This window comes from Mycobacterium ostraviense (genome assembly GCF_002705925.1).
In the GTDB taxonomy this organism is placed as follows: Bacteria; Actinomycetota; Actinomycetes; order Mycobacteriales; family Mycobacteriaceae; genus Mycobacterium; species Mycobacterium ostraviense.
Window position 1 is genome coordinate 844,263 of sequence record NZ_NKRE01000001.1, and the last position, 23,787, is coordinate 868,049.

General features: G+C 63.9%; 25 protein-coding genes and 1 pseudogene. 4 read left to right on the top strand and 22 right to left on the bottom strand.

The window, feature by feature from the left end:
- The first annotated feature begins 259 nt into the window (after positions 1-259).
- Positions 260-760, top strand: coding sequence for a hypothetical protein (locus CDN38_RS03810; RefSeq protein WP_244307462.1), 501 nt, complete (start codon positions 260-262; stop codon positions 758-760).
- 553 nt (positions 761-1,313) lie between these two features.
- Here the strand turns inward: CDN38_RS03810 and CDN38_RS03815 are convergent.
- The 13 genes and pseudogenes from CDN38_RS03815 to CDN38_RS30360 form a co-directional block, all read right to left on the bottom strand.
- Positions 1,314-2,990: a ribonuclease J gene (locus CDN38_RS03815; RefSeq protein ID WP_075510854.1), complete on the bottom strand. Its 1,677-nt coding sequence runs from the start codon at positions 2,988-2,990 to the stop codon at positions 1,314-1,316.
- Between the two features lie 19 nt (positions 2,991-3,009).
- Positions 3,010-3,912, bottom strand: coding sequence for a 4-hydroxy-tetrahydrodipicolinate synthase (gene dapA, locus CDN38_RS03820; RefSeq protein WP_075510873.1), 903 nt, complete (start codon positions 3,910-3,912; stop codon positions 3,010-3,012).
- 67 nt (positions 3,913-3,979) lie between these two features.
- Entirely contained in the window at positions 3,980-4,732 is a 753-nt protein-coding gene (gene thyX, locus CDN38_RS03825; protein ID WP_075510874.1) for an FAD-dependent thymidylate synthase, read from the bottom strand.
- A 78-nt stretch (positions 4,733-4,810) separates the two neighbouring features.
- Positions 4,811-5,209 (bottom strand): type II toxin-antitoxin system VapC family toxin, encoded by a 399-nt coding sequence (locus tag CDN38_RS03830; protein WP_075510855.1) that lies wholly within the window; start codon positions 5,207-5,209, stop codon positions 4,811-4,813.
- Positions 5,206-5,442: a FitA-like ribbon-helix-helix domain-containing protein gene (locus tag CDN38_RS03835; protein ID WP_036417665.1), complete on the bottom strand. Its 237-nt coding sequence runs from the start codon at positions 5,440-5,442 to the stop codon at positions 5,206-5,208. Before CDN38_RS03835 ends, CDN38_RS03830 begins: the two co-directional genes overlap by 4 nt.
- An 84-nt stretch (positions 5,443-5,526) precedes the next feature.
- Positions 5,527-8,723: pseudogene (locus CDN38_RS03840) on the bottom strand (type I restriction endonuclease subunit R).
- Positions 8,707-9,093, bottom strand: coding sequence for a DUF1016 N-terminal domain-containing protein (locus tag CDN38_RS30340; RefSeq protein WP_233027156.1), 387 nt, complete (start codon positions 9,091-9,093; stop codon positions 8,707-8,709). The pseudogene CDN38_RS03840 and the gene CDN38_RS30340 overlap by 17 nt, the downstream one beginning before the upstream one ends.
- Positions 8,984-9,448 carry a DUF1016 N-terminal domain-containing protein gene (locus CDN38_RS30345; RefSeq protein ID WP_233026746.1) on the bottom strand — a complete coding sequence of 155 codons (465 nt, stop codon included), beginning with the start codon at positions 9,446-9,448 and terminating at the stop codon, positions 8,984-8,986. The genes CDN38_RS30340 and CDN38_RS30345 overlap by 110 nt, the downstream gene beginning before the upstream one ends.
- A 19-nt stretch (positions 9,449-9,467) precedes the next feature.
- Positions 9,468-10,451: a restriction endonuclease subunit S gene (locus tag CDN38_RS03850; RefSeq protein WP_161951634.1), complete on the bottom strand. Its 984-nt coding sequence runs from the start codon at positions 10,449-10,451 to the stop codon at positions 9,468-9,470.
- Positions 10,452-10,613: 162 nt separating this feature from the next.
- Positions 10,614-12,242, bottom strand: coding sequence for a class I SAM-dependent DNA methyltransferase (locus tag CDN38_RS03855; protein ID WP_075510856.1), 1,629 nt, complete (start codon positions 12,240-12,242; stop codon positions 10,614-10,616).
- Positions 12,243-12,257: 15 nt separating this feature from the next.
- Entirely contained in the window at positions 12,258-12,725 is a 468-nt protein-coding gene (locus tag CDN38_RS30350) for a hypothetical protein (protein ID WP_233026747.1), read from the bottom strand.
- A 115-nt stretch (positions 12,726-12,840) separates the two neighbouring features.
- Positions 12,841-13,869, bottom strand: a complete 1,029-nt coding sequence (locus tag CDN38_RS30355; RefSeq protein WP_233026748.1) for a hypothetical protein — start codon at positions 13,867-13,869, stop codon at positions 12,841-12,843.
- Complete coding sequence (locus CDN38_RS30360; protein WP_233026749.1) at positions 13,866-14,129, bottom strand: hypothetical protein; 264 nt, start codon at positions 14,127-14,129, stop codon at positions 13,866-13,868. The genes CDN38_RS30355 and CDN38_RS30360 overlap by 4 nt, the downstream gene beginning before the upstream one ends.
- Positions 14,130-14,303: 174 nt before the next feature.
- Between CDN38_RS30360 and CDN38_RS03865 the strand changes: the two genes are divergently transcribed.
- Together CDN38_RS03865 and CDN38_RS30365 are read left to right on the top strand one after the other, a co-directional pair.
- A complete protein-coding gene (locus CDN38_RS03865) occupies positions 14,304-15,068 on the top strand; it encodes a hypothetical protein (RefSeq protein ID WP_075510857.1) in 765 nt (254 codons plus the stop codon).
- Between the two features lie 12 nt (positions 15,069-15,080).
- Positions 15,081-15,245, top strand: coding sequence for a hypothetical protein (locus CDN38_RS30365; protein ID WP_233026750.1), 165 nt, complete (start codon positions 15,081-15,083; stop codon positions 15,243-15,245).
- 151 nt (positions 15,246-15,396) lie between these two features.
- Here the strand turns inward: CDN38_RS30365 and CDN38_RS03870 are convergent, their stop codons facing one another.
- From CDN38_RS03870 to CDN38_RS03895, 6 genes are read right to left on the bottom strand one after another with little or no spacing between them, the layout of a single operon-like run.
- A complete protein-coding gene (locus tag CDN38_RS03870) occupies positions 15,397-15,792 on the bottom strand; it encodes a type II toxin-antitoxin system VapC family toxin (protein ID WP_075510858.1) in 396 nt (131 codons plus the stop codon).
- Positions 15,789-16,058, bottom strand: a complete 270-nt coding sequence (locus CDN38_RS03875; RefSeq protein ID WP_075510859.1) for a type II toxin-antitoxin system VapB family antitoxin — start codon at positions 16,056-16,058, stop codon at positions 15,789-15,791. The genes CDN38_RS03870 and CDN38_RS03875 overlap by 4 nt, the downstream gene beginning before the upstream one ends.
- Before the next feature lie 32 nt (positions 16,059-16,090).
- Positions 16,091-17,176, bottom strand: a complete 1,086-nt coding sequence (locus CDN38_RS03880) for a restriction endonuclease subunit S (protein WP_075510860.1) — start codon at positions 17,174-17,176, stop codon at positions 16,091-16,093.
- Positions 17,177-18,391: a winged helix-turn-helix domain-containing protein gene (locus CDN38_RS03885; protein ID WP_075510861.1), complete on the bottom strand. Its 1,215-nt coding sequence runs from the start codon at positions 18,389-18,391 to the stop codon at positions 17,177-17,179.
- The gene (locus CDN38_RS03890) at positions 18,391-18,876 is read right to left on the bottom strand and encodes a dihydrofolate reductase (protein ID WP_075510862.1); all 486 of its coding nucleotides are present in this window, start codon (positions 18,874-18,876) and stop codon (positions 18,391-18,393) included. The genes CDN38_RS03885 and CDN38_RS03890 overlap by 1 nt, the downstream gene beginning before the upstream one ends.
- Positions 18,873-19,673, bottom strand: a complete 801-nt coding sequence (locus CDN38_RS03895; protein ID WP_075510876.1) for a thymidylate synthase — start codon at positions 19,671-19,673, stop codon at positions 18,873-18,875. The genes CDN38_RS03890 and CDN38_RS03895 overlap by 4 nt, the downstream gene beginning before the upstream one ends.
- A gap of 158 nt (positions 19,674-19,831) precedes the next feature.
- On the opposite strand from CDN38_RS03895, the gene CDN38_RS03900 reads away from it, so the two are divergent.
- Entirely contained in the window at positions 19,832-20,575 is a 744-nt protein-coding gene (locus CDN38_RS03900) for a dienelactone hydrolase family protein (protein ID WP_075510863.1), read from the top strand.
- 80 nt (positions 20,576-20,655) lie between these two features.
- Here CDN38_RS03900 and CDN38_RS03905 read toward each other — a convergent pair whose 3' ends face one another.
- Genes CDN38_RS03905 through CDN38_RS03915 form a run of 3 tightly spaced genes read right to left on the bottom strand, consistent with a single transcriptional unit; the run spans position 20,656 to position 23,728 of the window.
- Positions 20,656-21,759 (bottom strand): acyl-CoA dehydrogenase family protein, encoded by a 1,104-nt coding sequence (locus tag CDN38_RS03905; protein ID WP_075510864.1) that lies wholly within the window; start codon positions 21,757-21,759, stop codon positions 20,656-20,658.
- The gene (locus tag CDN38_RS03910) at positions 21,756-22,940 is read right to left on the bottom strand and encodes an acyl-CoA dehydrogenase family protein (protein ID WP_075510865.1); all 1,185 of its coding nucleotides are present in this window, start codon (positions 22,938-22,940) and stop codon (positions 21,756-21,758) included. The genes CDN38_RS03905 and CDN38_RS03910 overlap by 4 nt, the downstream gene beginning before the upstream one ends.
- Positions 22,937-23,728, bottom strand: a complete 792-nt coding sequence (locus CDN38_RS03915; RefSeq protein WP_075510866.1) for an SDR family oxidoreductase — start codon at positions 23,726-23,728, stop codon at positions 22,937-22,939. The genes CDN38_RS03910 and CDN38_RS03915 overlap by 4 nt, the downstream gene beginning before the upstream one ends.
- Positions 23,729-23,787 lie beyond the last annotated feature (59 nt).

Consider the following 23,787-nt stretch of genomic DNA (forward strand, 5'->3'; position numbering starts at 1 on the left):
GGTAAACCCACACCCAACTGAGCCACCGGTGCCAGACCGGTCACGCGCAGCGCGAGAACCCTCGCTTGATCACTGAACGCGAGTCGATTGTCTAACGGGGTTTCACCCCAGCCCGACGAGGCATGTCGTGGTCAGCTTTGGTCTTGGGGCTCCGGTCGGATGGGGTTGAGACCGTGACCGGCGGACCGGTCCGGTGTATGAAACCGCATAGCGCGGTTGGTTGGCCTGGACTGGCCGCCCGTCCGATCGGAGCCTTGTGATGACCGTAGCGCGGTCGGTTGATGGTGTCTTGTCCGAACATGTGGTCTTTGAGGTCGAGTGCGTTGATCGGATGTTCTGCAACGTCTATGTGCCGGGGTTGCAGTACGCGGCGGGTCTGGTGGCCTATGTGCATCGGCAGCTGGGATTGCCGATTGCCTCAACCGCGCCGCTGGCCAAGATCACCGACGCGTTCTGCGCCGCGGTACACCGGTTTGCCCGTGACAACGCCATCGCGTGGGTCGACTTCGCCAAGGGGCAACGCAAAGACGACATCGCCCACGAGCACCTGGCCCGGTTCACCGGCACCGAAGGAGTTCTGTTCGTGGGCCGCGCCCAAGAGAAGACCAAGCTGTTTCGCACCGAGAAACGCCGCGACGCCAACGGCGATGCCTACCCGTGGATCGTGCCGGCGACCGGGCTGGTCAACCACTTCTACTTCTACTGTGTCGACGACGAGTTCGGCCCGTTCTTCCTCAAGTTCTGCTCCTACTTCCCCTAGCCCTGGAAAACCTCAGTCGCACAACACTATTGGCCGCCTAGACGCCAAATCGAGCCCAAGTACGTCAAACTTGACTCAAAATTCCGGCTGTGCCGGATCTAGCGAAGCTAGCGGCATAGGCATTCATCTGATGTCACGCGTGGCTGCCCGTGCAGGTGCCCGGGGCGCCGACCCGCTGACCGACGGCGTTCTTGCTAACCGATGGCGTCAACCACGAAGACGGGGCTCGAGTATGCAGGTTCCACTTGTTGGAAGAGGGGACTCGTGGCAGCAGACCGTGTTGCGGGACATATCTCTCCTCGGCGTGGAATAGGACCTGAAATGGGAAAAGCCTTCCGGCACAATGTCATCAAGCCGAGAGCCAAACTGTTACCGTTAGCAACAGTAGTCATTGTAGGTTTCCTTCTGCAGCATAGTTAGGGCAGGCGAGCGGGAAACGCCAATCAATGTCGGGGATGGCGGGTGCGTTTGCCTGCTCCTCGATCGACGGTGCGCGGATAAGCCCGGACGGTTGGGCGCTCGAGTGGCCACCTGCTACGACGAGGTTCGAGTGTCAGACCTCGATCACCGTGGGCACGATCATCGGCTGGCGGCGGTAGGTTTCGCCCACCCACTTGCCGACCGTGCGACGCACGCCCTGCGCGATCCGGGTTGGATCGGTGACGTTGGCGGCGACCAGCGATTCCAGCTCCGCCTCGACCTTGCGCACGGCGGGTTCCAGCGCCTTGGGATCTTCGGAAAAGCCGCGCGAATACAGGTGCGGCGCTGCCACCGGCCGCCCGGTGCCACGTTTGACCACCACGGTCACCGCGACAAAGCCCGACGACAGGATCAGCCGTTCACCCAGGGTGATTTCGCCGACGTCGCCGGTGATCAGCCCGTCGACGAACATCTTGCCGACCGGCACGGCACCGGCGATCGATGCTCTGCCGCCGACCAGATCGACGCTGACCCCGTTCTCGGCCAACAGGATCGACTCTTCCGGAACTCCAGTGCCGGCCGCGAGCTTGGCGTTGGCGCGCAGCATTCGCCAGGTCCCGTGTACCGGCATCACATGGCGCGGCCGTACTCCGTTATACAGGAACAGCAGCTCGCCGCTGTATGCGTGTCCGGAAACATGCACCCGCGCTTGGGCATTGGTGACAACGCGAGCTCCGATCTTGGAGAGCTCGTCGATGACGCCGTAGACCGCCTCCTCGTTTCCGGGAATCAGCGACGACGACAACACGATGAGATCACCCGAAGTCAGAGTGATACTGCGATGTTCGCCGCGCGACATCCGAGACAACGCCGACATCGGTTCGCCCTGCGTGCCGGTGGTGATCAGCACCACCTGTTCGGCCGGCATCATCTCCGCGGCGGCGATGTCGATCAGGTCGGAATTGGCCACCCGCAAAAAACCCAATTCCCTTGCGATGCCCATGTTGCGCACCATCGACCGGCCCACGAATGACACTCGTCGGCCCAAAGCTACTGCGGCATCGACGATTTGCTGTACCCGGTCCACATTGGAGGCAAAGCATGCCACGATGACCCGGCCCTCGGCGCCCCGGATCAACCGGTGCAGCGTCGGGCCCACCTCGCTTTCCGATGGCCCGACACCGGGAATCTCGGCGTTGGTCGAGTCGCACAAGAACAGATCCACGCCGGCGTCACCCAGTCGCGACATGCCAGGCAGGTCGGTAGGACGGCCGTCCAGTGGTAGTTGGTCGAGCTTGATGTCGCCGGTGAACAAGATCGTGCCCGCGCCGGTGTACACAGCGATGGCCAACGCATCCGGGACGGAGTGGTTGACCGCGAAGTATTCGCACTCGAACACCCCGTGTCTGGTGCTTTGCCCCTCGGCCACCTCGACGAACACCGGTTTGATCCGATGCTCACGGCACTTGGCGGCGACTAGCGCCAAGGTGAAACGGGAGCCGACGACGGGAACATCGGAACGCAGCTTGAGCAGGAAGGGAATGGCCCCGATGTGGTCCTCGTGCGCGTGCGTCAGCACGAGTGCTTCGATGTCGTCGAGGCGGTCTTCGATATGACGCAGATCGGGCAGGATCAAGTCGACGCCCGGCTCGTCGTGGGTGGGGAACAGCACCCCGCAGTCGATGATCAGCAGCCGGCCCAGATGCTCGAAAACCGTCATGTTGCGACCGATTTCGTTGATGCCGCCGAGCGCGGTGACCCGTAGTCCGCCCGCGGCCAACGGAGCTGGCGGCGGGAGGTCTTCGTTCACGGGTGACTCGCCCTATCACTCACCGAAGCACCGAAACTGCACGCATATCGGCGGCCAATGCGTCGATCTGCTCCGGTGTTGCGGGCATCTGCGGCAGCCGGGGATCTCCGACGTCGATGCCCTGCAGCCGCAGGCCCGCCTTGGCCATGGTCACGCCGCCCAGACGGCTCATGGACTTGCACAACGGGCTTACCGCAACGTTGATCTTGCGTGCGGTGGCGATGTCGCCCGACTGGAAGGCCGACAGCAACTCGCGAAGCTGACCTGCCGCCAGATGACCGATCACGCTGATGAACCCGATGGCGCCCATTGCCAGCCACGGCAGGTTGAGTGCGTCGTCGCCGGAGTAATAGGCCAGCCCGGTCTCGGCGATGATCTGGGCGCCGCTGGGCAGGTCGGCTTTGGCGTCTTTGACCCCGACGATGTTGGGGTGCGACGCCAGCGCGCGGATGGTCTCGGGCTCGATCGGCACGCCGGACCTGCCCGGAATGTCGTAGAGCAGCACCGGCAGATCGGTCGCGTCGGCAACGGCGGTGAAGTGTGCCAGCAGCCCGCTCTGCGGCGGCTTCGAGTAGTACGGGGTGACCACCAGCAGCCCGTGCGCACCTTCGGCAGCGCAGGCCCGGGCCAGCCGGATGCTGTGCGCGGTGTCGTAGGTGCCGGCGCCGGCGATCACCCGGGCCCGGTCACCCACCGCCTCCAGCACGACACGCAGCAACTCGAGCTTCTCGTCGTCGGTGGTCGTCGGCGACTCACCGGTGGTACCCGAAACCACCAGGCCGTCGCATCCCTGGTCCACCAGGCGATTGGCCAGACGCGCCGCGGCGGCGGTGTCCAGGGAGCCATCGGCGCCGAATGGTGTCACCATCGCGGTCAGCAGTGTCCCCAAGCGCGCGGGGACGTCGAATCCGACGGTGCTCACGTTGTCCAAGGTTACCTGGCGCTGCCAAGCTTTTTGGCAGCAGCGCCGGCGGGTGGCGGGCCGAGGCTCAGGCTTCGGTGGCCAACGGACTCGTCGCCACTTCGCTGCCGTCGGCCAGGGTGGTGACCTCGAAGTCGGCGAACACCGCGGGTGCGACGTCGGCGAGCTGACGCAAGCACTCGATGGCCAGCCGCCGGATCTCCACATCAGCGTGCTCGCTGGCCCGCATGGCGATGAAGTGTCGCCACGCCCGGTAGTTGCCGGTCACCACGATGCGGGTCTCGGTGGCGTTGGACAGCACGGCACGGGCGGCCTGGCGTGCCTGTTTGCGCCGCAGCACAGCGTTGGGCTGGTCGGCGAACTTGGCCTCCAGCTTGGTCAGCAACTCGGTGTAGGTGGCGCGGCTGGCGTCGGCGGCGGCGGTCAGGATCTGCTGCAGTTCCGGGTCGTCCTCCATGCCCGGAGGCACGACGACCTGCGAGTCGCCTTCGGGCACGTAACGCTGCGACAGCTGCGAATAGGAGAAGTGGCGGTGCCGGATCAGCTCATGGGTGCACGACCGCGAAATCCCGGTGATGTAGAAGGACACGCTCGCGTGCTCGAGCACCGAGAAATGGCCGACGTCGATGATGTGCTTGAGGTAGCCGGCGTTGGTCGCGGTCCTGGGGTTGGGCTTGGACCAGCTCTGGTAGCACGCCCGACCGGCAAACTCCACCAACGCCGAGCCGCCGTCGGCGTCGGTGGTCCACGGCACGTCGGGCGGGGCCAAGAAGTCAGTCTTGGCGATCAGGTGCACGCGTAGCGGGGCGGTTTGGGCCACGGCGCTCACCCTAGCCGGGCGACCCGGTGGGCTCTGAGGCTGTCGCACACAACCCTCGGTCCAACCAGGGCCTATTGTTCAAACCAGTTCGGTCTGGCAGATCAGTCCCGGCGCGCGGCTAAGACGCGCATCGCCGGTGAGTAGTGGGATGTCGAGGTAGCTGGCGAGTGCCACGTAGAGCGCGTCGTAGAAAGTCATGGTGTGACGCAGGGTCCATGCGCGTCGAGCAAGTACGCCGACGTGCGGATATCGGTCGTCAATGAGCAAGCTGGCGACACGCGCCGCAGTCTCAGCCTCCCTAGTGCTGATGAGACCCGCAAGCTCATGGCGACGCAGCACGTTGCCCACTTCGGCGTCGATCAGCTGTGGCGCGTGTCGCCGCATGCCCGGCAGGCGGGCCCGAAGTCTGTCGGCGGCTTTCGTCTTGCCGGCCAAGGCCAGCACTAGCGCCGACGCATCAATGACGTAGTCGTTCACCGCCGGTCCGCAGCCAAGTCGGTGAGGATGGACTCCCTGGTCGCCCCCGGTGTCTCGCTGGCTTCTCGCGCGGCTTCCATGGCTGCCAGCGCTTCGTCGGTGGTCGGACGGCTCGCGAACTGGATCACCCAATCTCGCATGTAGGACTGGATGGAGCGCCCCGCAGCACGGGCGCGCTTGCGGATGACCTCGTAGGCTTCGTCGGGTATCTCGCGGATCTGTATTGTGGCCATAGCGCTATTTAGCGCTATCTTAGCGCTAAATAGCGCTTCGGGTGGCGCACAGGCTGCTTGGTGCTCGTTCGCGGCTTCTCGACGTTAACCGGCATAGCGTGCCCGCTCCGCGTAGTGCGGCGCGAGTGCCTCCATTTGTTCGATGACCAACTTGATTGCTTCCGGCTGCTTGTCCGGCGGGTACCGGTACTTCACCAGCAGGCGCTTGATCGAGGAGCGCAGCTTCGCGCGTACGTCGTCACGCACGGTCCAGTCGGTCTTGGTATCACGCTGCATCACACCAACCAGCCCGCGCGAGATCTGGGCCAGCACTTCCTCACCCTGAAGCTCGACCGCGGACTCGTTCTGGGCTACCGCGTCGTAGAAGGCCAACTCATCGTGGGATAGCGGCGGGGTAAAGCGCTTGCCTCGGTTACCTTCGGCCGCAACCTCTTTCGCCATCGCGATTAGCTCTGCGATCACCTCGGCAGAGGTGAGTTGCTGGTTGGTGTATTGGCGCATTAGTTTAGCGATTCCATCGGAGAACGCGCGCTGCCGCACCACGTTGTTCTTCGTGGCCGTAGCAAGCTCCTGAGTCAGCACCGCGCGCAGCGCCTCGATCGCCAGGTGCGGATGCGCTGCGGCTTTAGCCTTGAGTTCATAGTCCGGGCCAAGGTCTGACAGCGCCGGCTTCGGCAGGCCCGCAGCGTCGTAGATGTCAAGAATGTCGCCCGACGCGGTCGATTCATCGACGAGGCTGGAAAGCAACCGTTTGACCTCTTCTGGGACTGGCTTGCCTTCGGCCCGCCGCTGTTCGGCGTCGAACTTGCCCATCCATACCCGGACTTGCTCATAGAACCTGATTGTCGGCCGCAAGGCATCCAGGGTTTCGTTGCCGGCGCACAGCGACCACGCGCGGGCCAGGTGGTTGGCGAGCTTGCGGAACCGGTCCCCAAGGTTCGGCTCTTCGTCGGGAACCTGATTTCCCGGAGTGGATGGTGAGCGCAGGTAAGCGGTGAGGCCGATCGCGGCCTTCATCCATCCATGTTGTGGCGCGTTGGCTTTCGATCGCCAGTCGTATCCGGCGCACAGCTGGTCGAGCTGACCGACGAGATCGGCGGTCAGCTTCACCGCCGTGTCGATGTCCTTGCCGACGGGCTTGGTGTGGCGGTCGGTCTCCGTGTATTCGGCGAGTGCTGCGGCGAGGTTTTCCGCGAGCGGCGCGTAGGCGACCAAGAGTCCCGATGGCTTGCCACGGAATGTTCGGTTGACTCGCGCCAGCGTCTGCATCAGCAGCGCCCCCTTGAGGGGGCGGTCGAGGTAGAGCGTGTGTAGCGGCGGCGCGTCGAAGCCGGTGAGCATCATGTCCTTGACGATTACGATCTGCAGCTCGTCTTCGGCGTCACGCAGCCGCTCTTGAATCGCCTTGTTTTGGCTTTCGCGGCGAACGTGTTTGGCAATGATCCCCTGGTCTTGCGGGGAGCCGGAGTAGACGACTTTGATCACGCCCTTGTTGATGGAGTCGTCGTGCCAATGCGGTCGTAATTTGATGATCTCCTCGTATAGCTGTGCGCAAATCTGGCGGGTGGCGCCGACGATGAACGCCTTACCGGGTGAGGAGATGAATTTGCGCATCTCGGCAGATCGGGCATCCCAATGGTTGACGATGTCCGCGGCGAGCGTCGCCAGCCGCTCGGGCGCGCCATAGATGGCGTTGATGACCGCGACTGACTTTTCGATTTGAGCGCGCTCCACGTCGTCGAGTCCAAGTGTTGCCTCGTCGACGGCGTGGTCGAGGTCGTCTTCGCTGAAGTCCTTGGACCACCCGACTTTCGCTAGTCTATGCTCGAAATACACTGGGACGGTGGCATTGTCAGCAACAGCGCGGGTGAGGTCGTAGACGTCGATATCGGGGCCGAAGACTTCGCGAGTGTTGCGGGCCACTTCCGAGATCGGCGTGCCGGTGAACGCGATGAAGGTGGCGTTCGGTAGGGCGTCGCGGATGTGGCGGGCGTAGCCGTCGAGATCGTCGTAGTGGCTGCGGTGGGCCTCGTCGACGACGACGATGATGATGATGTTGCGGCGGTCGGTGAGCAAGGGGTGATCGGTGCCCGATGCGCGTTCCTCTTTGGTCAGGCCGAACTTCTGCAACGTGGTGAAGTAGATGCCCCCAGTGGTTCGATTGGACAGCTCGTCGCGCAGCTCCGAGCGCTTGGTCATCTTCTTCGGCGATTCGTCAAGCAGCCGCGACCGATTGAAGGTCTCGAACAGCTGGGTGTCGAGCTCCTTGCGGTCGGTGACGACGACGATGGTCGTATTTTTCAGCTTGGGCTGGTTGGCGACCAGGTGCGCGTAGAGCTCCATCTCCATCGACTTGCCTGAGCCTTGGGTGTGCAGACGACGCCGGCCTTGCTGTTGCTTTCGGCGGCTTCCACCGTCTTCCACACGGCTTTGGTGACGGCAAAATACTGGTGCGGCTTGGCGATTCGCTTGACCAGCCCGTCGCCGTCCACATCGAAAGCCGTGAAGTTGCGTAGTAGCTGCAGGAACCGCTCGGTGTTGAACAGCCGGTCGATGAGGGTTTCAAGTTCGATCGGAACGTTTTCACCGTCGGAGTGCTCGCCATACGGCGGGCCGGCCGTCGTCATCGACGTTCCAAGGAGCGAAGTGCTCCAGCGGCGTGAACGGCGTTCCGTATCGGGCGGTGATGCCGTCGCTGGCGACCACCAGCACCGTGAAACGAAACGCCATTGGAAACTCTCGCAGATATGTCTGCAGTTGTGTGTGTGCGGCGGCGATGTCGGCGCGCGCCGAACCGGCCTGCTTGAGTTCGAAGATCGCGACCGGCATGCCATTGAGGTACAGTACGAGGTCTAAGCGCCGTTGATGTTCGGTGCTGCGGACCGTAACCTGTTGCACTGCAAGGAATTCGTTGTCTTCGGGTCGGTGGCTGACTAAACGGATGGTGGGGTTTTCTGCTCGATACCGTCGGCGTCGATGTAAGTGATGCCGCGGTAGCCGTGTACCAGCATCTGGTGTATGCGGCAATTCTCGGCGATCGCGTCCTGTGACTGTGGCTGGATGATCGCGGCGCGGGCCTGGTCGAGGTACTCAGCGGGAATGTGCGGATTGAGGTCGCGCATCTTGGCCAACATGTGGTCGGGCAAGGTGATGTCGGTCCACGACTGGCGGCCACCCTCAACACCCGGAGCGATCTGCGTTCCGGTGAGCTTTTGCCATTCATGTTCGCCGAGCGTGTCCAGCGCGAAATGTTCCCAGTCGGCTTCACTGAATCCGGTCATTGGTCGCCTCCTTCGTGCGCGACGGCGCTCGGCTCGTCTGCCAACTGAGCTTCGAGTTCTTCCACTGTGGGAAGACTGGATTCGAGTTCGGCGGGCACGCTCTCGGTGATAGCGGTCTTCCTCTCGGCCACGCCGATCGGTGTGGTGTAACCCAGCGGGGCATAGCAGTAGTCCGATCGTCGGGAATGTTGCGGGTGAAGTTGGTGATCACGCGACCGGCGCGTTGGTGAAACCGTCGCCCGATGTGGTGGACGAGGACGTTACGGCTCCATCCCTGACCAATTGCCGCCTTGGCATACCAAAGTCGCAGGTCGGCGCCATCGACATTCTCTGGCAGTGCGATGTGGTGACGCCATGGCAATTGCGCAATGGAGCGACGCATTTCCGACGACGTCGCGACGAAGGCTCGCCTGTACGTTAGGTTGCGCGGGCGAGAAGCCTGAGGTATCAGGGAATCTTTCACGCAGGTAAGCAGCCAACCGATCGTTGACACGGGCGCCCAAGCCTTCGGCGTGCTGATGCGCCGAGATCTCGCCCCCGACCGCCCAATAAGTGCCGACCAGTTCCTGATTGGCCGCCGACACCGCACGTTGACGATCAGCTTTTACGCAGTCCGTGACCGCATCGAGCACTTCGGGATATCTGTTCGGTATTGCCGAGCGCTTGGGTGCCACCGCGAGCCCGTCGCCGTTGGCCGGCGCTGGCCACTCGTCCTGCGAATTCATCTTGCACTCTCTCCAGCGCTCATGAGACCTCGCCCACCGCAGCCTTTGCGTCTGCAATGCGTACCTTGCCCGACATCAGAAGCGATAGGAGTTCGCAGCGCGTGCGGGCGAGTAAGCGAGACTCTCTCCGCCGCTCATAGGACAGCCGTCCGAGTTCGACGATCAAGCCAGCGAGGCCGCGATCCAGCTCGCGTGCGTCCCGCACTCGCGCAGCAAGCAAGTCATGTGGCCTGATTCGTTGGTGACTACCCGATGTACCAGCGACCTTCTGCGTCAACTCTTCTGAGACTTCGGGTTGAGAGACCGCAGCCCAGAGCGGTAAGGTGCCCACATCGATCGACGTCAGGACTACGAACTCCGTGCTTGCCAAAGGCATTTCCGCAGGCAGTGTCCCGACGTTCCAAATACGAGGTATCCGCGGATTGAGCTTAGAGAACAACACGCACGGCTCTGATAGAACGAACTTGTTGCTCTTGATGGTTAGGCCACTGACGAACTCAGGCTCTGCACCAGCATTGAATGCTGGAAGAACTAAAGTGACGCAATCCGAAAACTGTTCAGGTTTGCAAGATCTTGTCGATTGACGCGCCAAATCCGACAACGGTGCGAAGATGGTAATCGATTCGACGGCCGCCAACATCAATCTTTCTGCTGTATCGACAACGCGCTCGTTCGCGACAATCTCGTCATCGAGTGCGCCCAACAACTCTCCGATTGTCTGCTGTTCACGAAACGGCGGCGCAGGAATCCTAACCTTGCGCAGCTCCGGCTGACGAATTCCGAGCACAGTGGTCCCCGTAGCTCGTGATGCCAAGTCCGCCTGGACTTGATCTGGCTGCAGCGCGTAGTAGAGGAAGCGACTGTCAAGCGTTCCTTTGCGACCACGCATGCAAAAGACCCTCTGCCCGACGACGATTGGCTCATCGACCCGAACCAACGCTACGCGCCACAGCGGCGCCTCGCTAGTCAGTACCACGTCGTGCGGTTTCGTCGGTGTAGGCATCCACTGCCTCCACGTATCGATCGACGCAGTATTGGCAGCGGTGAGATCTAGCCGTCCTTCTCGAACCGACATGCCGGAAACGACCGGCACACCAATGGACTGAATGGCGGGTTCTTTCCACGGTTATCGATCAACAGCTCAAGCGAGTCACCAAGTATCAACTCATCCATCTATCCGCTCCAGCTGATCCCGCACCACCTTCTCCAGCTGCGCCGACTCGTCGAACGCCGCCAGCAGCTCTTTCGTCAGCCGCGCGATCTTCTCGTCGATTGGCTCACCGTCATCCTCGACCTCCGGCGCACCGACATACCGTCCCGGCGTTAATGCATAGTCAGCCGCCTTGATCTCCTCCAACGTCGCCGACTTGCAGAAGCCCGGAATATCCTGATAAGTAAGACCTTTCGCAGCAGCCGATGCAGACCCACGCCACGCGTGATAAGTGTCGCCGATCCGGACGATCTCCTCGTTGGTCAGCGCACGTTCGGCCCGGTCCACCATGTAGCCCAACTCACGGGCATCGATGAAGAGCACCTGCCCAGACCGGTCAACAGAACTCTGCTTGCCAGCTTTCTTGTCCTTGGCGAAGAACCATAGGCACACCGGTATTCCCGTGCTACGAAACAGCTGCGTCGGCAACGCAACCATGCATGACACCAGATCGGCTTCGACGATCTGCGCACGAATGTCACCCTCACCGTTGGTGTTCGACGACATCGAGCCGTTTGCCATCACCACCCCGGCCTTGCCGCCCGGCGCCAGCTTGAACAGGATGTGTTGAATCCAGGCGTAGTTGGCGTTGTTGGCCGGCGGAACGCCGAAGCGCCAGCGTGGGTCTTCTTCGTTACGCGACCAGTGCTTGATGTTGAACGGCGGATTTGCCATCACGTAATCCATCTGCACCTCGGCATGCTGATCGCGAGCGAAGGTGTCGCCCCACCGCGCTCCGAGGCCCTTGTTGTCGATGCCGTGAATCGCGAGGTTCATCTTGGCCATCCGCCACGTTTCTTCGATGCTCTCCTGGCCGTAGATCGAGATGTCCTTCGGGTCGCCGTCGTGTTCGTAGATGAACTTCTCGGTCTGCACGAACATGCCTCCCGAGCCACAGCACGGGTCATACACCCGCCCCCGTGATGGTTCGAGCACTTCGACGATCACTCGGACCACGCTGGGCGGGGTGAAGAACTCCCCACCCCGTTTGCCTTCCGCGCGTGCGAAATTGCCGAGAAAGTACTCGTAGACCTCCCCCATGAGGTCGCGCGCGCGGTGCTCCCCCTGACGGCTGAACCGTGCGCTGTTGAACAGGTCGATCAGTTCTCCCAGCCGGCGCTGGTCGATGTTGTCCTTGTTGTATAACCGCGGCAGTGTCCCGGCCAGCGTCGGATTGGCCTTCATCACCGCATCCATCGCTTCGTCGATCAGTTGGCCGATATTCTTCGCCATCTCATCGCCAATCGCTGGCTTTCCTTTTGCGTTCTCCGCCAAGAACTTCCAGCGCGCGTTCGGCGGCACCACAAACACGCCGTAGCCCTGGTACTCCTCGGGATCGTCGATCAGGTCTTCGATCTGCGACTCGTCCATCCCGTCGGCAGCCAGTTCGGCGCGAATCGCCTCTCGCCGTTCGTCATACGCGTCCGACACGTATTTGAGGAACACCAGACCCAGAATCACGTCCTTGTACTGGCTGGCCGAGAGCGACCCACGCAATTTGTCGGCGGCCTTCCAGAGCGTGTCCTTGAGCTCTTTCATGTTCGACGGCGCCTGCGGCTCCAGCTGCTTCTTTCGCGGAGACATCGGAGGATTTCCTTCCTATTTCTCGGCCACGGAGATTCCGGGCATGGTGGGGTAGGCATCGAGCGTGAGGGCGCCTGCCGCGACCCCCTCGATCAGGGCGGTCTTCAGATCCCGCGCTGCATCGGCCCGCCGCCGTGCTTCGCGTTCGAACTCATCAGCCCGCGTCAGCGCCTCTTCGAGCCGCGCGGCCTCGTCGTGGCGCATGGCGGGTACTGTCCAGGTCTTCCATTCGCTTCCCGCAGAGGACATTTCGTTGATTACCGTTGCGAGGACCGTGGGGCCTATCTCGGCCGAGTCACGCAGCCGGATGATCCGCGCGGGGCAGGCGACCATTGCGCCGCCAACCGGGTCGACCCATGCGCGCGGGCGCGGCTTCTCTATAAAGATCACGTCGTCGGGCTCGGTGCGGACCGCACGGGGATACTTGCGGGCGGCGTAGAACGGGTCGAGTGTGATCGTTCCGGCAAGCTCGGGTGATAGCACCCGGCACCGTCCCGTGGGGTGAGGCATCAGCCAAATCGATTCTGTTGCCGCGCTTGACAATTAAATGCTTGCGTTCATGGAGCTCGCCAAGTGATCGGTGTACCAATCGGAAGCGTCATGGCGAGGGCGCTACCAAGACATCCAACGGCTTCAACGGCGAGGTCGTGGTCAACGTCGCGGCATGTACGCGATCGAGGTGTGCGGAGGGATCCGGTTCTCGCAGTGTCGGCGCCCGTACCCCGCGGGGTACTACCGAGCCCGCGGCCCGTACGCTGGCCAGATCAACGCGGCGCGCATACCGAAAGGCGCGATCCTCAGTCTGCGCCAATGCCCCCGCGACATCAGCGGCAATATCGCTGCGCTCAAGGTCCGCGACGGCGCCCAGATCGGCAACCCAGGGCCGCTGAGCATTGGCACCTCCCAGGCATATCCATACGGCAAGACTCTGCCGGTGTGCCTCGCGCCACAGTCCCCGCGGAAGTTGGATCGCTGCAACCAAATTGCCAACCCGCAATGTCTTCGCGCGACGTTGTTGCAGGGTTCCGGCCAGCTCATCGGACAGCGCGGCGACGGGACCGACTACCAGCGCTATGTCGCCATCGTCCAGCGCGATGACGACGTCGTCGGCGCCGTCGAGCGTTTCCGAGATGCCCAGTCCGACAAACGATGACACGGAAATGCCAGACCGAACGGTCGGTTCCCTGACGGGGATACCGCGGATCACCGCTCTGCGCCGAAGTGCTCGGTTGTCCGAAACGATGTCGAGTTCGCATGCCGCGGCTATATCGAGGGCGACGAGCGAATCGTCGGCGCGCATCACGACGGGCTCTTGCCCGAGGTGTGTGGCCGCCGCCCCAACAATCCAGCCGAGCAACTCCACCGCAGCCGGTGTCAGCTCCCGCACCCCCTGCACCCGCTTCAGGCGCCCTCGCTCAAGCCGCGCCAATGCATCGGGCGGGCCGAACGAGGCCTCCACCAGATCGTCGACGTAAGTGAGCACCGCATTCGATGCCTGCAAGCGGCGGATCTCACGCAGCAGCGAAACATCATCCGGGTCGAACTGTTCTGCCCGTCGAACGCGTTGGCCAAGCGACGTGCCCCCGAGCTCCTCTCCAGTCAGGACGTGCCAGCACAACAACGTCACCACTCCTCCAGCTCCGCGCCGTCGGGCACGGCAACCGCAGGTGCGTCATAGGCGTGTTCAGAGTTCTTGCCACGGCCGGTGCGCGTCAGCCAATCGACGACCTCATCGCGGGCGAAACGCGCGACGCCGTCGACGACCTCCACCGGTTCCGGGAATGGAATCGACACGCCGCGAACAATTGGGCGCTTTCGCCACATGCTGACCACAGGCCGGCGTAACTTTGCAAGGTCAGCGACGTCCTGCAACGTCAGCGTGTTCACGGGGCTCCCTCCGGTCAGCTCACATAATGAAGCCCCGTTTGTAGCTATAGCAAGGCAAGTATCTGATAAGCGGGCTTATCAGAGATAATATTGACGTTTTCGTAGCTGCGACTGATTCTGCCCTTCATCGCGCTGCCACACCTGCGGCAGCTTCCGACCCGAGGAGGGACGCCCATGCCCGACCACAACCGACACGCATATTTCGATGACAGCCTCTCCGCCGTGGTCATCGACCGACTTACGGTGCGCGACAAGGACGTTTCGCGTGAAGCGCAACGTTGGACTAGCGGCGAACGCGGACCGATCGTCGATGATCCCGCCATTCTCGCCGGCGCCGACCTTTCGCAATTTGTGACCGAGGCCGTCAAGATTGGCGCCCACGCGCTATCCGCGGCCGGCCAGGCGCAGGAATCTCGAGCCCTCAAGCAAATGCTGAAGGAAGTCGGGCAGCGGGCCGCTGAATCGACCAATAAGGCCGTAGCAAACACCGAACGAGCCGCAAAGGCGGCGTCAGAGGTGGTAGCGAAGGCGGCCTACGACGCCAAAAGGGCCATCGTCGAGGCTGACGAGGCCAGTCGTAAGGAATTCAGCGAATCGGTCTCGGTGGCGACGAAGGGCCTCAACGCGGAGTTGCGCCGGATTTTCAGCGGTGAGAACCCTGAGTTGTTGGATCGGCTGCAGCCCGTACTCGATAAATTCGGAACCGCTCTCGACGCCAAGGTGAAGGCGGGTACCACGGACCTGATCGCACGGGCCGCTCAGCAGTTCGATCCCAGTGATCCCACGTCGCCGATGGCGAAGCACACCGCGGAACTCCAGGCGCAGCAGCGCAAGTTGGCCGAGCATTTCGACACCAACCACAGCAGCTACCGCGCGCAAGGGTGCACACCAAATCGCCACAGCAGAGGAGAAGATCACCGAGGCGATGGCCCAGCTTGAAAGATCGACGAAGTGAAAAAGGCGGCGGGTTCCATTCAAAAGCAGGCAACGAAGATCGAAAGCTCCTGCACTGGAATCAATTCCGGCATCCAGCGATTGCTGTCTGAGGCGCTGGCGGCGCTGGCCGAAGCCGAAGCCGACTCACCCGACAATCCGCCGGCTGGGGCCGCGGCTTAACTTTTAATCGCCCATCGGGCCCACGATGCCGAGCGGCGGGAGCGCACTGGCCCGATTCCGATAAGCGCGACGAAGATCGAAAACTTCTGGACTGCAATTACTTCGGATCATGGCCGTTGACTGACGCACTGCCTGCGCTTCGGCCCCGGGCTCAGGCACAGGCAGACCGGATATCGGTGTGCGCGAAATCATCACCCCGGAAAAGCAGCGGCTCGCCGGAGACATGGGCCAGGGCGTAGCTGTAGGTATCGCCGAGGTTGAAACGGGCCGGATGCCCGCTGCCGCGTCCGTAGTCGCGATATGCCTGGGCCGCAACGCGGGCCTGGTCGCCGTCGAAGGACGCGATTTGGATTCCATAAGCCTCTAGCAACCGATCAACCAGCCGACTGATCTCGGGTCGATCGCGGCGCTGTATGACGGCGCACAGTTCGACGTAATTGGGTGCCGACATCCGCGAGTTATTGGAGCGGTTCAGCGCCTCTTTGAGCCCTTCGATATCCGGTTCGCCGAGCACGATGGCAACGATCGCCGAGGTATCAACGATCACCGCGGCAGACCATCGTCGTCGTACAACTCCACCTCGTTTCGCCGGATCAACTGCCTGTCCTCGTCGGTGAGAATGTTGCCAAGGTCGCGCAGGACCTCCTCGGCCGCTGCGTGCCGAGCATCGGCGCGCACAGTCTCTTCGCGGTCCAGTTCCGCGAGGCGGCGCGTGACGGCGTCTTCGACCGCCGCTGTCTGGTTGGTGCCGGTGCGCGCCGCAAGCTGACGCACAAGCGCGACAGTGCGTTCGCTCTTGATATTCAGGCTCATGGTAGAAGGGTACCGGTGTACGGGTAGATCCTCTACACCACCAAGTTGGCCAGCGCGACGGTGTCCCTGGCGCGGACCTTGCTGGACATCAGGAGCGGCAGCATGGCGTCACGCACTGCTGACAACTCTGCGGATTCTGCTCTTCGCTGGTGACACAAAACGCCGAGGTTCGCTAACGTATGCGCCCGCCCGGGATTCAACCGCCGTACATCCGGCACGACGACCCTTAGCAGTTCATGCGGCTGTATCCGTTGGCGACTTGCAGTCATGCCCGCGACCCTCTGTTGGAGTGTTGCCAAGACGTCGCGTCGCCACAGCGCTGACCATAAGGCGGAAGGGTCGACGCCAATCGGCCGCAGTACGACGAACTCGGTACTCGCCACCGCCATTTCCGCAGGGAGCTGCGTAACGTTCCAAATCCGCGGTGTTCTCGGGTTCAGTTTCGAAAACAATACACAGGGCTCCGATAGCACGAATTTATCGCTCTTGATCGACCTCCCGTCGACGATGCTTGGTCGGGTGCCGTTGTCGAACGCTGGAAAGCTGTAGTACGCGACTACGCCATCGAATCCTCGAGGGTCGAGGGATGCTGTTGACCTCGTCGCCAAATCGGACAGGGCGGTGTAATCGGAGATGCGCTCGACCATCGCGACCATCAAGGCCTCGGCGGTCTCGACGACGCGCTCGTTCGCGGCGATCTTGTCATCCAGGGCGCCGAAAACCTCGCTGATTGCACGACGGTCGTGGGGGACATCCCACACCGAAATGTTCTTGAGAATGCTCTGGCTAAGCAGCGGCTGTCCGGATCCTGTGCGGTATCGATTAAGGGCGCAGGTCTGCAGCACGTAATACCAATATCGTGTTTCTTCGGGCCTCTTTGCGCGACATATCACGGCGTTATCGGTCACCCACGCATCACCATCGCAATAGCGCAAACTACCGCAATAGGATCCAACGCGTCCTATTACTATCAGCGGGCCGCAGGTATTGCATTGCGTTGTATAACCGATAGCCCCGTTTGCCCCATAAACGGGATAACGCCCGGCGGTGAGCCGTACCTGCAATACATCGCCCGCACTGAATTCGAGATGGTCGCCCAACCGGACCTCTTGTTCCATCTAGCCGACCCGTCTGACGGCCGTACGTAGCTCCCCAGCCAAATCGCCTCGCTCCGACACGGCCACCCCACTCAATCCCAGCCAGGACGCCATCGACGCCAGTTCGCCGGCCAGCACCGTGGCGACCCGCGTCCGCGGTGAGTCGGGCTCGCCGAACGCCCCCACCACGTGCAACGATTTGGCGGCACGGTCGGCTTTGAGGTCCACCCGCGCGACCAGCTGTCCGTCCAGCAGCAGCGGCCACACGTAGTAGCCGTACTGGCGTTTGGCCGCCGGGGTGTAGATCTCGATGCGGTAGTGAAAATCGAACAGCCGCTTGACCCGTGGCCGGAAGAAGATCAACGGGTCGAAGGGACACAGCAGCGCGGTGCCGCGGTCGCGGCGCGGCACGGTCTGGCCGGCCCGAAGGTAGGCCGGCGCCGGCCAGCCTTCGACGCTCACCCGCTCGATGTCACCCGCGGCCACCAGGTCTGCGATCGCCGGCTTGATCTGTTGGGCGGTCAGCCGGAAATAGTCGCGGATGTCGGCCTCGTTGCCCACGCCCAGCGCGGTGGCGGCTCGCAGGGTGAGCTGCCGGACGGCTTCGTCGTCGTCGATCTCCCGCGCCAGCACCTCGGCCGGCAGTACTCGCTCCACCAGGTCGTAGTGGCGGGCGAACCCGACGCGGGTGGCCGTCGTCAGCACGCCGCAGGCGAATAGCGCCTCGGCGATCCACTTGGTGTCGCTGCGGTTCCACCAGGTTCCTTTTCGCAGGCGCGGCTCGGCGGCCAGGTGCGCTTCGATCTGACCGGCGGTGCTGGGTCCGAGTTCGGCCACCGCGGCAACGATGTCATCGGCCAGCTGCGGGTTGGCCTTGACGATTTGGCTTCCCCAACGCCCATGCGGGTATTGACGCATTCGCCAGCGCAGCAACGGCCAGTCGTCGACGGCCATCAATGCGGCTTCGTGCGCCCAATACTCGACCAGCAAACGCGACGAGCGCGGACCCCATGCGGCGCGGTCCAGCACGTCGCGGTCGTAGGGTCCCAGGCGGCTGAACACCGGCGCGTAGTGTGCCCGTACCGCTACCGACACCGAGTCCAGCTGCAGCACCTGAATCCGCGAGATCAGCCGTCGCAGATGTGCTCCGGTGATCGGCCCGGCTGGCGTGGGCCCGGCGAAGCCTTGTGCCGCGACCGCCACCCGGCGGGCCTGCGCGACAGTCAGGGTGCTCATCACCGGTGGTAGCTGTGAAACCGGTACCGCAATCCCGACCGGCTAACCAGCCACTGCCCCACGTCGCCGTGCCATGTCTCGTCGAGCAGCGGGGCCAGGACGTCGTCGTCGTCGCGGGGTAGGTCGACGTCGACCTCGGTGACCTCACACCTGATGGCCCGCGGCAGGGCAAGGGTGTAGACCTGCGCGCCGCCGATCACCCAGGTGTCCCCCGGGCCGGTGAGGGCGTCCTCGAGTGAACCGACCACCTCGGCTCCCTCCGCCACGAAGTCAGTCTGGCGGCTCAATACCACATTTCGCCGGCCGGGCAGCGGCCGGGCTGCGGCCGGCAGCGAGTCCCAGGTCCGCCGGCCCATCACCACGGTGTGGCCCAGGGTGACCCGTTTGAAGTGGCCGAGGTCTTCGGGTACCCGCCAGGGAATGTCACCGCCGCGGCCGATGACACCCGACGTTGACTGAGCCCAGATAAGGCCCACCGTTGTCATACAGCTACTGGGGCTTTGATCGCCGGATGCGGGTGGTAGTTCTCGACGAGGATGTCCTGGTAGGTATAGTCGAAAATCGAATCCCTCTGGGCCAAAACTAGTTTGGGGTATGGCCGGGGTTCACGGCACAATTGCTCGCGGACCTGTTCGAGGTGGTTGTCATAAATGTGGCAATCTCCGCCGGTCCAGACGAACTCGCCGACGTCAAGGTCGGACTGCGCGGCCATCATATGGGTCAGCAGCGCGTAGCTGGCGATGTTGAACGGCACGCCGAGAAACAGGTCAGCGCTGCGCTGGTAGAGCTGGCAGCTCAACCGCCCGTCGGCGACGTAGAACTGGAAGAACGCGTGACATGGCGGCAGCGCCATCTGCGGGATATCGCCGACATTCCAAGCCGACACGATGATCCGCCGCGAATCGGGATCGGTGCGCAGCAAATTCAGGGCGGCGCTGATCTGGTCGATGTGCCCACCCGACGGGGTCGGCCAGGACCGCCATTGCACACCGTAGATAGGACCGAGATCACCTGTGCTGCTCGCCCATTCGTCCCAGATGGTGACTCCGTGCTGGTGCAGCCAGCTGATGTTCGAGTCCCCGCGTAGGAACCACAGCAACTCGTAGGCCACCGATTTGAAATGGACTTTCTTGGTGGTGAGCAGCGGGAAGCCGGCGGACAGGTCGTACCTGATCTGCTGGCCGAACAGGCTGCGAGTGCCGGTGCCGGTACGGTCGGATTTGGCCGAACCCGTTTCGAGCACCAGGCGCAGCAGGTCCTCATAGGGAGTCAAAATCGGCACCACGCGGCCAGCTTAGCGGCGATCGCAAGCCCGGCGAAGCAGGGCGCGGCGGGTCGACGCCAATCAACCCCGCGGCGATCGCAAGCCCGGCGAAGCAGGGCGCGGCGGGTCGACGCCAATCAACCCCGCGGCGAGGCCGCAGGAGTACAACGGAGGCCATGCCGAAACTCACCGATACCGTCACCACGCCCGACGGCAGCTGCCCCGTCCACCTGTTCAGTCCCGACGGCGCCAAAGGCCCCTGGCCCGGTGTGGTGATGTATCCCGACGCGGGTGGCGTGCGGGAAACCTTCTACCAGATGGCTGCCCAATTGGCGGGCAACGGCTACTCAGTGCTGCTACCCGACGTGTACTACCGCGAGGGCGCCTGGGCCGCATTCGATATGGCGACCGCGTTCGGCGACGCGAAGGAGCGGGCGCGCATCATGTTCATGATCGGCACGTTGACCCCGGACCGGGTCACCCGCGACGCCGGCGCATTCTTCGACTGGCTGGCCAGCCGCCCGGAGGTGAGGGGTCAGCGATTCGGTGTGTGCGGCTACTGCATGGGTGGACGGATCTCGCTGGTAGTGGCCGGGCGGCAGCCCGATCGGGTCGCCGCCGCGGCATCGTTTCACGGCGGCGGCCTGGTCACCGACAGCGCCGACAGCCCGCATCTGCTGGCCGAGCGGATACGGGCCACGGTCTACGTTGGCGGCGCCAAGAACGACCCGTCGTTCACCGCCGACCACGCCGAACAACTCGACAAAGCGCTGACCGCGGCCAGCGTCGAGCACACCATCGAGTGGTATCCGGGCGCCCACGGGTTCGCCGTCCCGGACAACCCGCCCTATGACCAGGCGTGCGCCGAGCGGCACTGGGCGGCGATGACGGACATCTTCGCGTCGGCACTACCGCGCTGATCCGGCGAGCAGACAGAGAATCACCCAAATCCTCGGCGTGGCATGCGATTCTGTGCCTGCTCGCCCGATCCTTGCCGACGTCAGGTGACCGGCAGGTTGACCAACGCGGCCAGTCGAGCGCGGTGCCGGTAGGCAGTGCCGAGGGCCAACTGGTCGCTCTTGGCCCGCTTCAGGTACAGGTGCGCGGGATACTCCCAGGTCATTCCGATGCCGCCGTGCAGTTGCACGCATTCCTCAGCGGCGTGCACCGCGACCCCGCTGCAGTAGGCCTGCGCCAGCGCCGCCGCAATGGCGGCGTCTGCATCGCCCCGGGCGCAGGTATCGGCGGCGTAGCGGGCCGCTGCCGTCGCCGCACCAACCTCGAACCACAAGTCCGCCAGCCGGTGCTTGATCGCCTGGTACGAACCGATGGCCCGGCCGAACTGCTTACGCTCCTTGGTGTAGGCCAGTGTGGTGTCAAGGCACCACCGCGCAATCCCCAGCTGCTCGGAGGCGAGCAGCGCCGCTGCGGTCTGCAGCGCCTCGGCCAGCGCCGCTTCGGCCGGCCCGTTCCCGACCCGCGACGACGCGGCACCCGAAAACTGCACGTCCGCAAGGGGTCTGGTCATGTCGAAGGTCAAGAACGGCGAGATCTCGACACCGGCCGCGTCGCGCGCGACGGTATGCAGCTCCACCCCGTCGGGCCCGGCGACCGGCACCACCAGCACGTCGGCTTCCCTGGCGCCCGCCACGCTGGTGACCCGTCCGGTCAGTCCGTCGGCGCCGTTGCGCACCCCGGTGACCGGATCACCCGGCGCGGTGGACAGCGGCACCACCAGCGCCGCGGTGACCGCACCACCGGCCAGACCCGCGATGGTATCGGTCTCGCCGGATCGCAACAGCGCGACGGTGGCAAGCACCGCGCTGGACAGGAATGGGACCGGCGCGACGGCCCGGCCGATCTCCTCCATGACCACCGCTGCTTCGCGGGCGCTCGCGCCCGCTCCGTCCAGCGACTCGGGAACCAGCAGCCCGGCCACCCCCAGATCGGCGGCCAGCCTCCGCCACAGCTCCGAAAAGTCTTGCGGCGGAACATCATAGGCCCGCACCACCAGCTCCGGCGGACACCGATCAGCGAGCAGCTGCCGAACGCTGTCCCGCAGCGCCTCCTCGGTGTCGGAGTACAGCAGGTCCGCGGCGCTCATCGCGGCAAGTCCTTCCAGGCGACGGTCTTGTCGACCCGGTGTTCACCGGGCAGGCCCAGGACCCGCTCGGAGATGGTGTTACGCAGAATCTCCGAGGTCCCGCCTTCGATCGAGTTGCCGCGAGCCCGCAGGTAGCGATACCCCGGGCCGCGACCGATCAGATCGACGGTCTCCGGCCGGCGCAGCGTCCAGTCATCGTATCCCAGGCCGGATTCGGGCTGCAATTCGAGTTCGAAGCCCGAGATCTGTTGCGCCAGACGGGCGAACGCCACTTTCATACCGGCGCCCTCGGGCCCGGGCTGACCGCTCGCGGCCTGCTGGCGCAATCGCTCGCCGGTGAGCCGCAGCACTTCGGCTTCCACCCACAGCCGCATCATCTCGTCATGCATCGCGGGATTGCGCAGCGCCGGTTGGTCACGCCAGGCCTCGGTGACCCTGCCGATGTGACCGCCCTCGCGCGGGATTCCGGTCCGTGCGCCGATCGCGACCCGCTCGTTGTTGAGGGTGGTGGTCGCGACCCGCCAGCCGCCGCCTTCCGGGCCGAGCCGGTTCGCGTCGGGCACCCGGACGTCGGTGAGAAATACCTCGTTGAACTCCGCCTCGCCGGTGATCTGACGCAGCGGCCGGATGTCGATTCCCGGTTGCCTCATGTCACACAAGAAGTACGTCAGCCCAACATGTTTAGGCACGTTCGGGTCGGTGCGGGCGACCAGGATGGACATCTGTGCGTGCTGGGCCATCGACGTCCATACCTTCTGCCCGTTGACAATCCAGCCGTCCCCGTCGCGCACGGCACGGGTGGCGACTCCGGCCAGATCCGACCCGGCGCCGGGTTCGCTGAACAGCTGGCAGTAGAGGTGCTCACCGGTGAACAACGGGCGCAAGAACTTTCGCTTCTGATCTTCGGTTCCGAACGCGACGATCGTCGGGGCTGCCATGCCGATCCCGATGATGTTTCGCCCGCCGCCGGCTGGCGGCGCTGCTGCCGCCGCCAATTGCGCGTCGACCTGTGCCTGGAACGTGCGCGGCAGGTCGAGCCCGCCGAAGCCAACCGGAAAGTGCACCCAGGCCAGCCCCGCGTCGAACCGCGCGCCGAGGAATTCCGGGGGGTCGGTGGTGGCCGGGTCGTGCTGGTCCAGCAGCGCCCGCACCCGGGTTTGCAGGTCCTCCTGAATGCTCATTGCGCGCCTCCGGGATTCGGCTGAAAACCCCTGAACCCCTGGGCATTGCCCAGCAGCAGGCCGCCGTCGATCACCATGGTCTCTCCGGTGATCCAGCCCGCCGCATCCGAGACCAGAAAGCCGATGGCTTCGGCCACGTCGACCGGTTCGCCGATGCGCCCGAGTGCGATGGTCGCCGCCAGCGGGTCTTCATGGTCCTTCCACAGCGCCTCGGCCAGCCTGGTGCGCACCACGCCGGGGCAGATCGCGTTGACCCGCACCCACGGCGAAAGTTCCAGGGCCAGTTGCTTGGTCACATGAATCAGGGCGGCCTTGGTAGCGTTGTACATCCCCATGGCCGGTGATTGGTGCATACCGCCGATCGAGGCGGTGTTGATGACGACACCGCCGTGTTCGCCCATCCATGCCTTGACGGCCAGCGAGGTCCACAGCAGCGGGGCCCACAGGTTGACGTCGAAGATCTTGGTGAAGCGGGCGTGGTCCTGTTCGATCAGCGGACCAAACGCCGGGTTGGTGCCCGCATTGTTGACCAGGATGTCCACGCTGCCGAAGCGCTCGAGCGCCAGGTCCACACAGCGTCGGGCGGCTTCCTCGTCGACCGCGTGAGCACCGACGCCCACCGCGCGCTCGCCGACCTCGGCGGCGGCTGCGTCGGCGGCCTCCTGCTTGCGGGCGGTGAGCACCACGTTGGCGCCGGCGGTGGCCAGGCGCTGCGCTGTCGCCAACCCGATTCCCCTGGAGGCGCCGGTGACTATGGCGGTACGGCCGGTCAGATCCAGTGAGGTCATCGTGCTGCGCCTTCTGTGTCGTCGATGTTAGCCAATCTAAACCTGTGGAAACCGGGGGC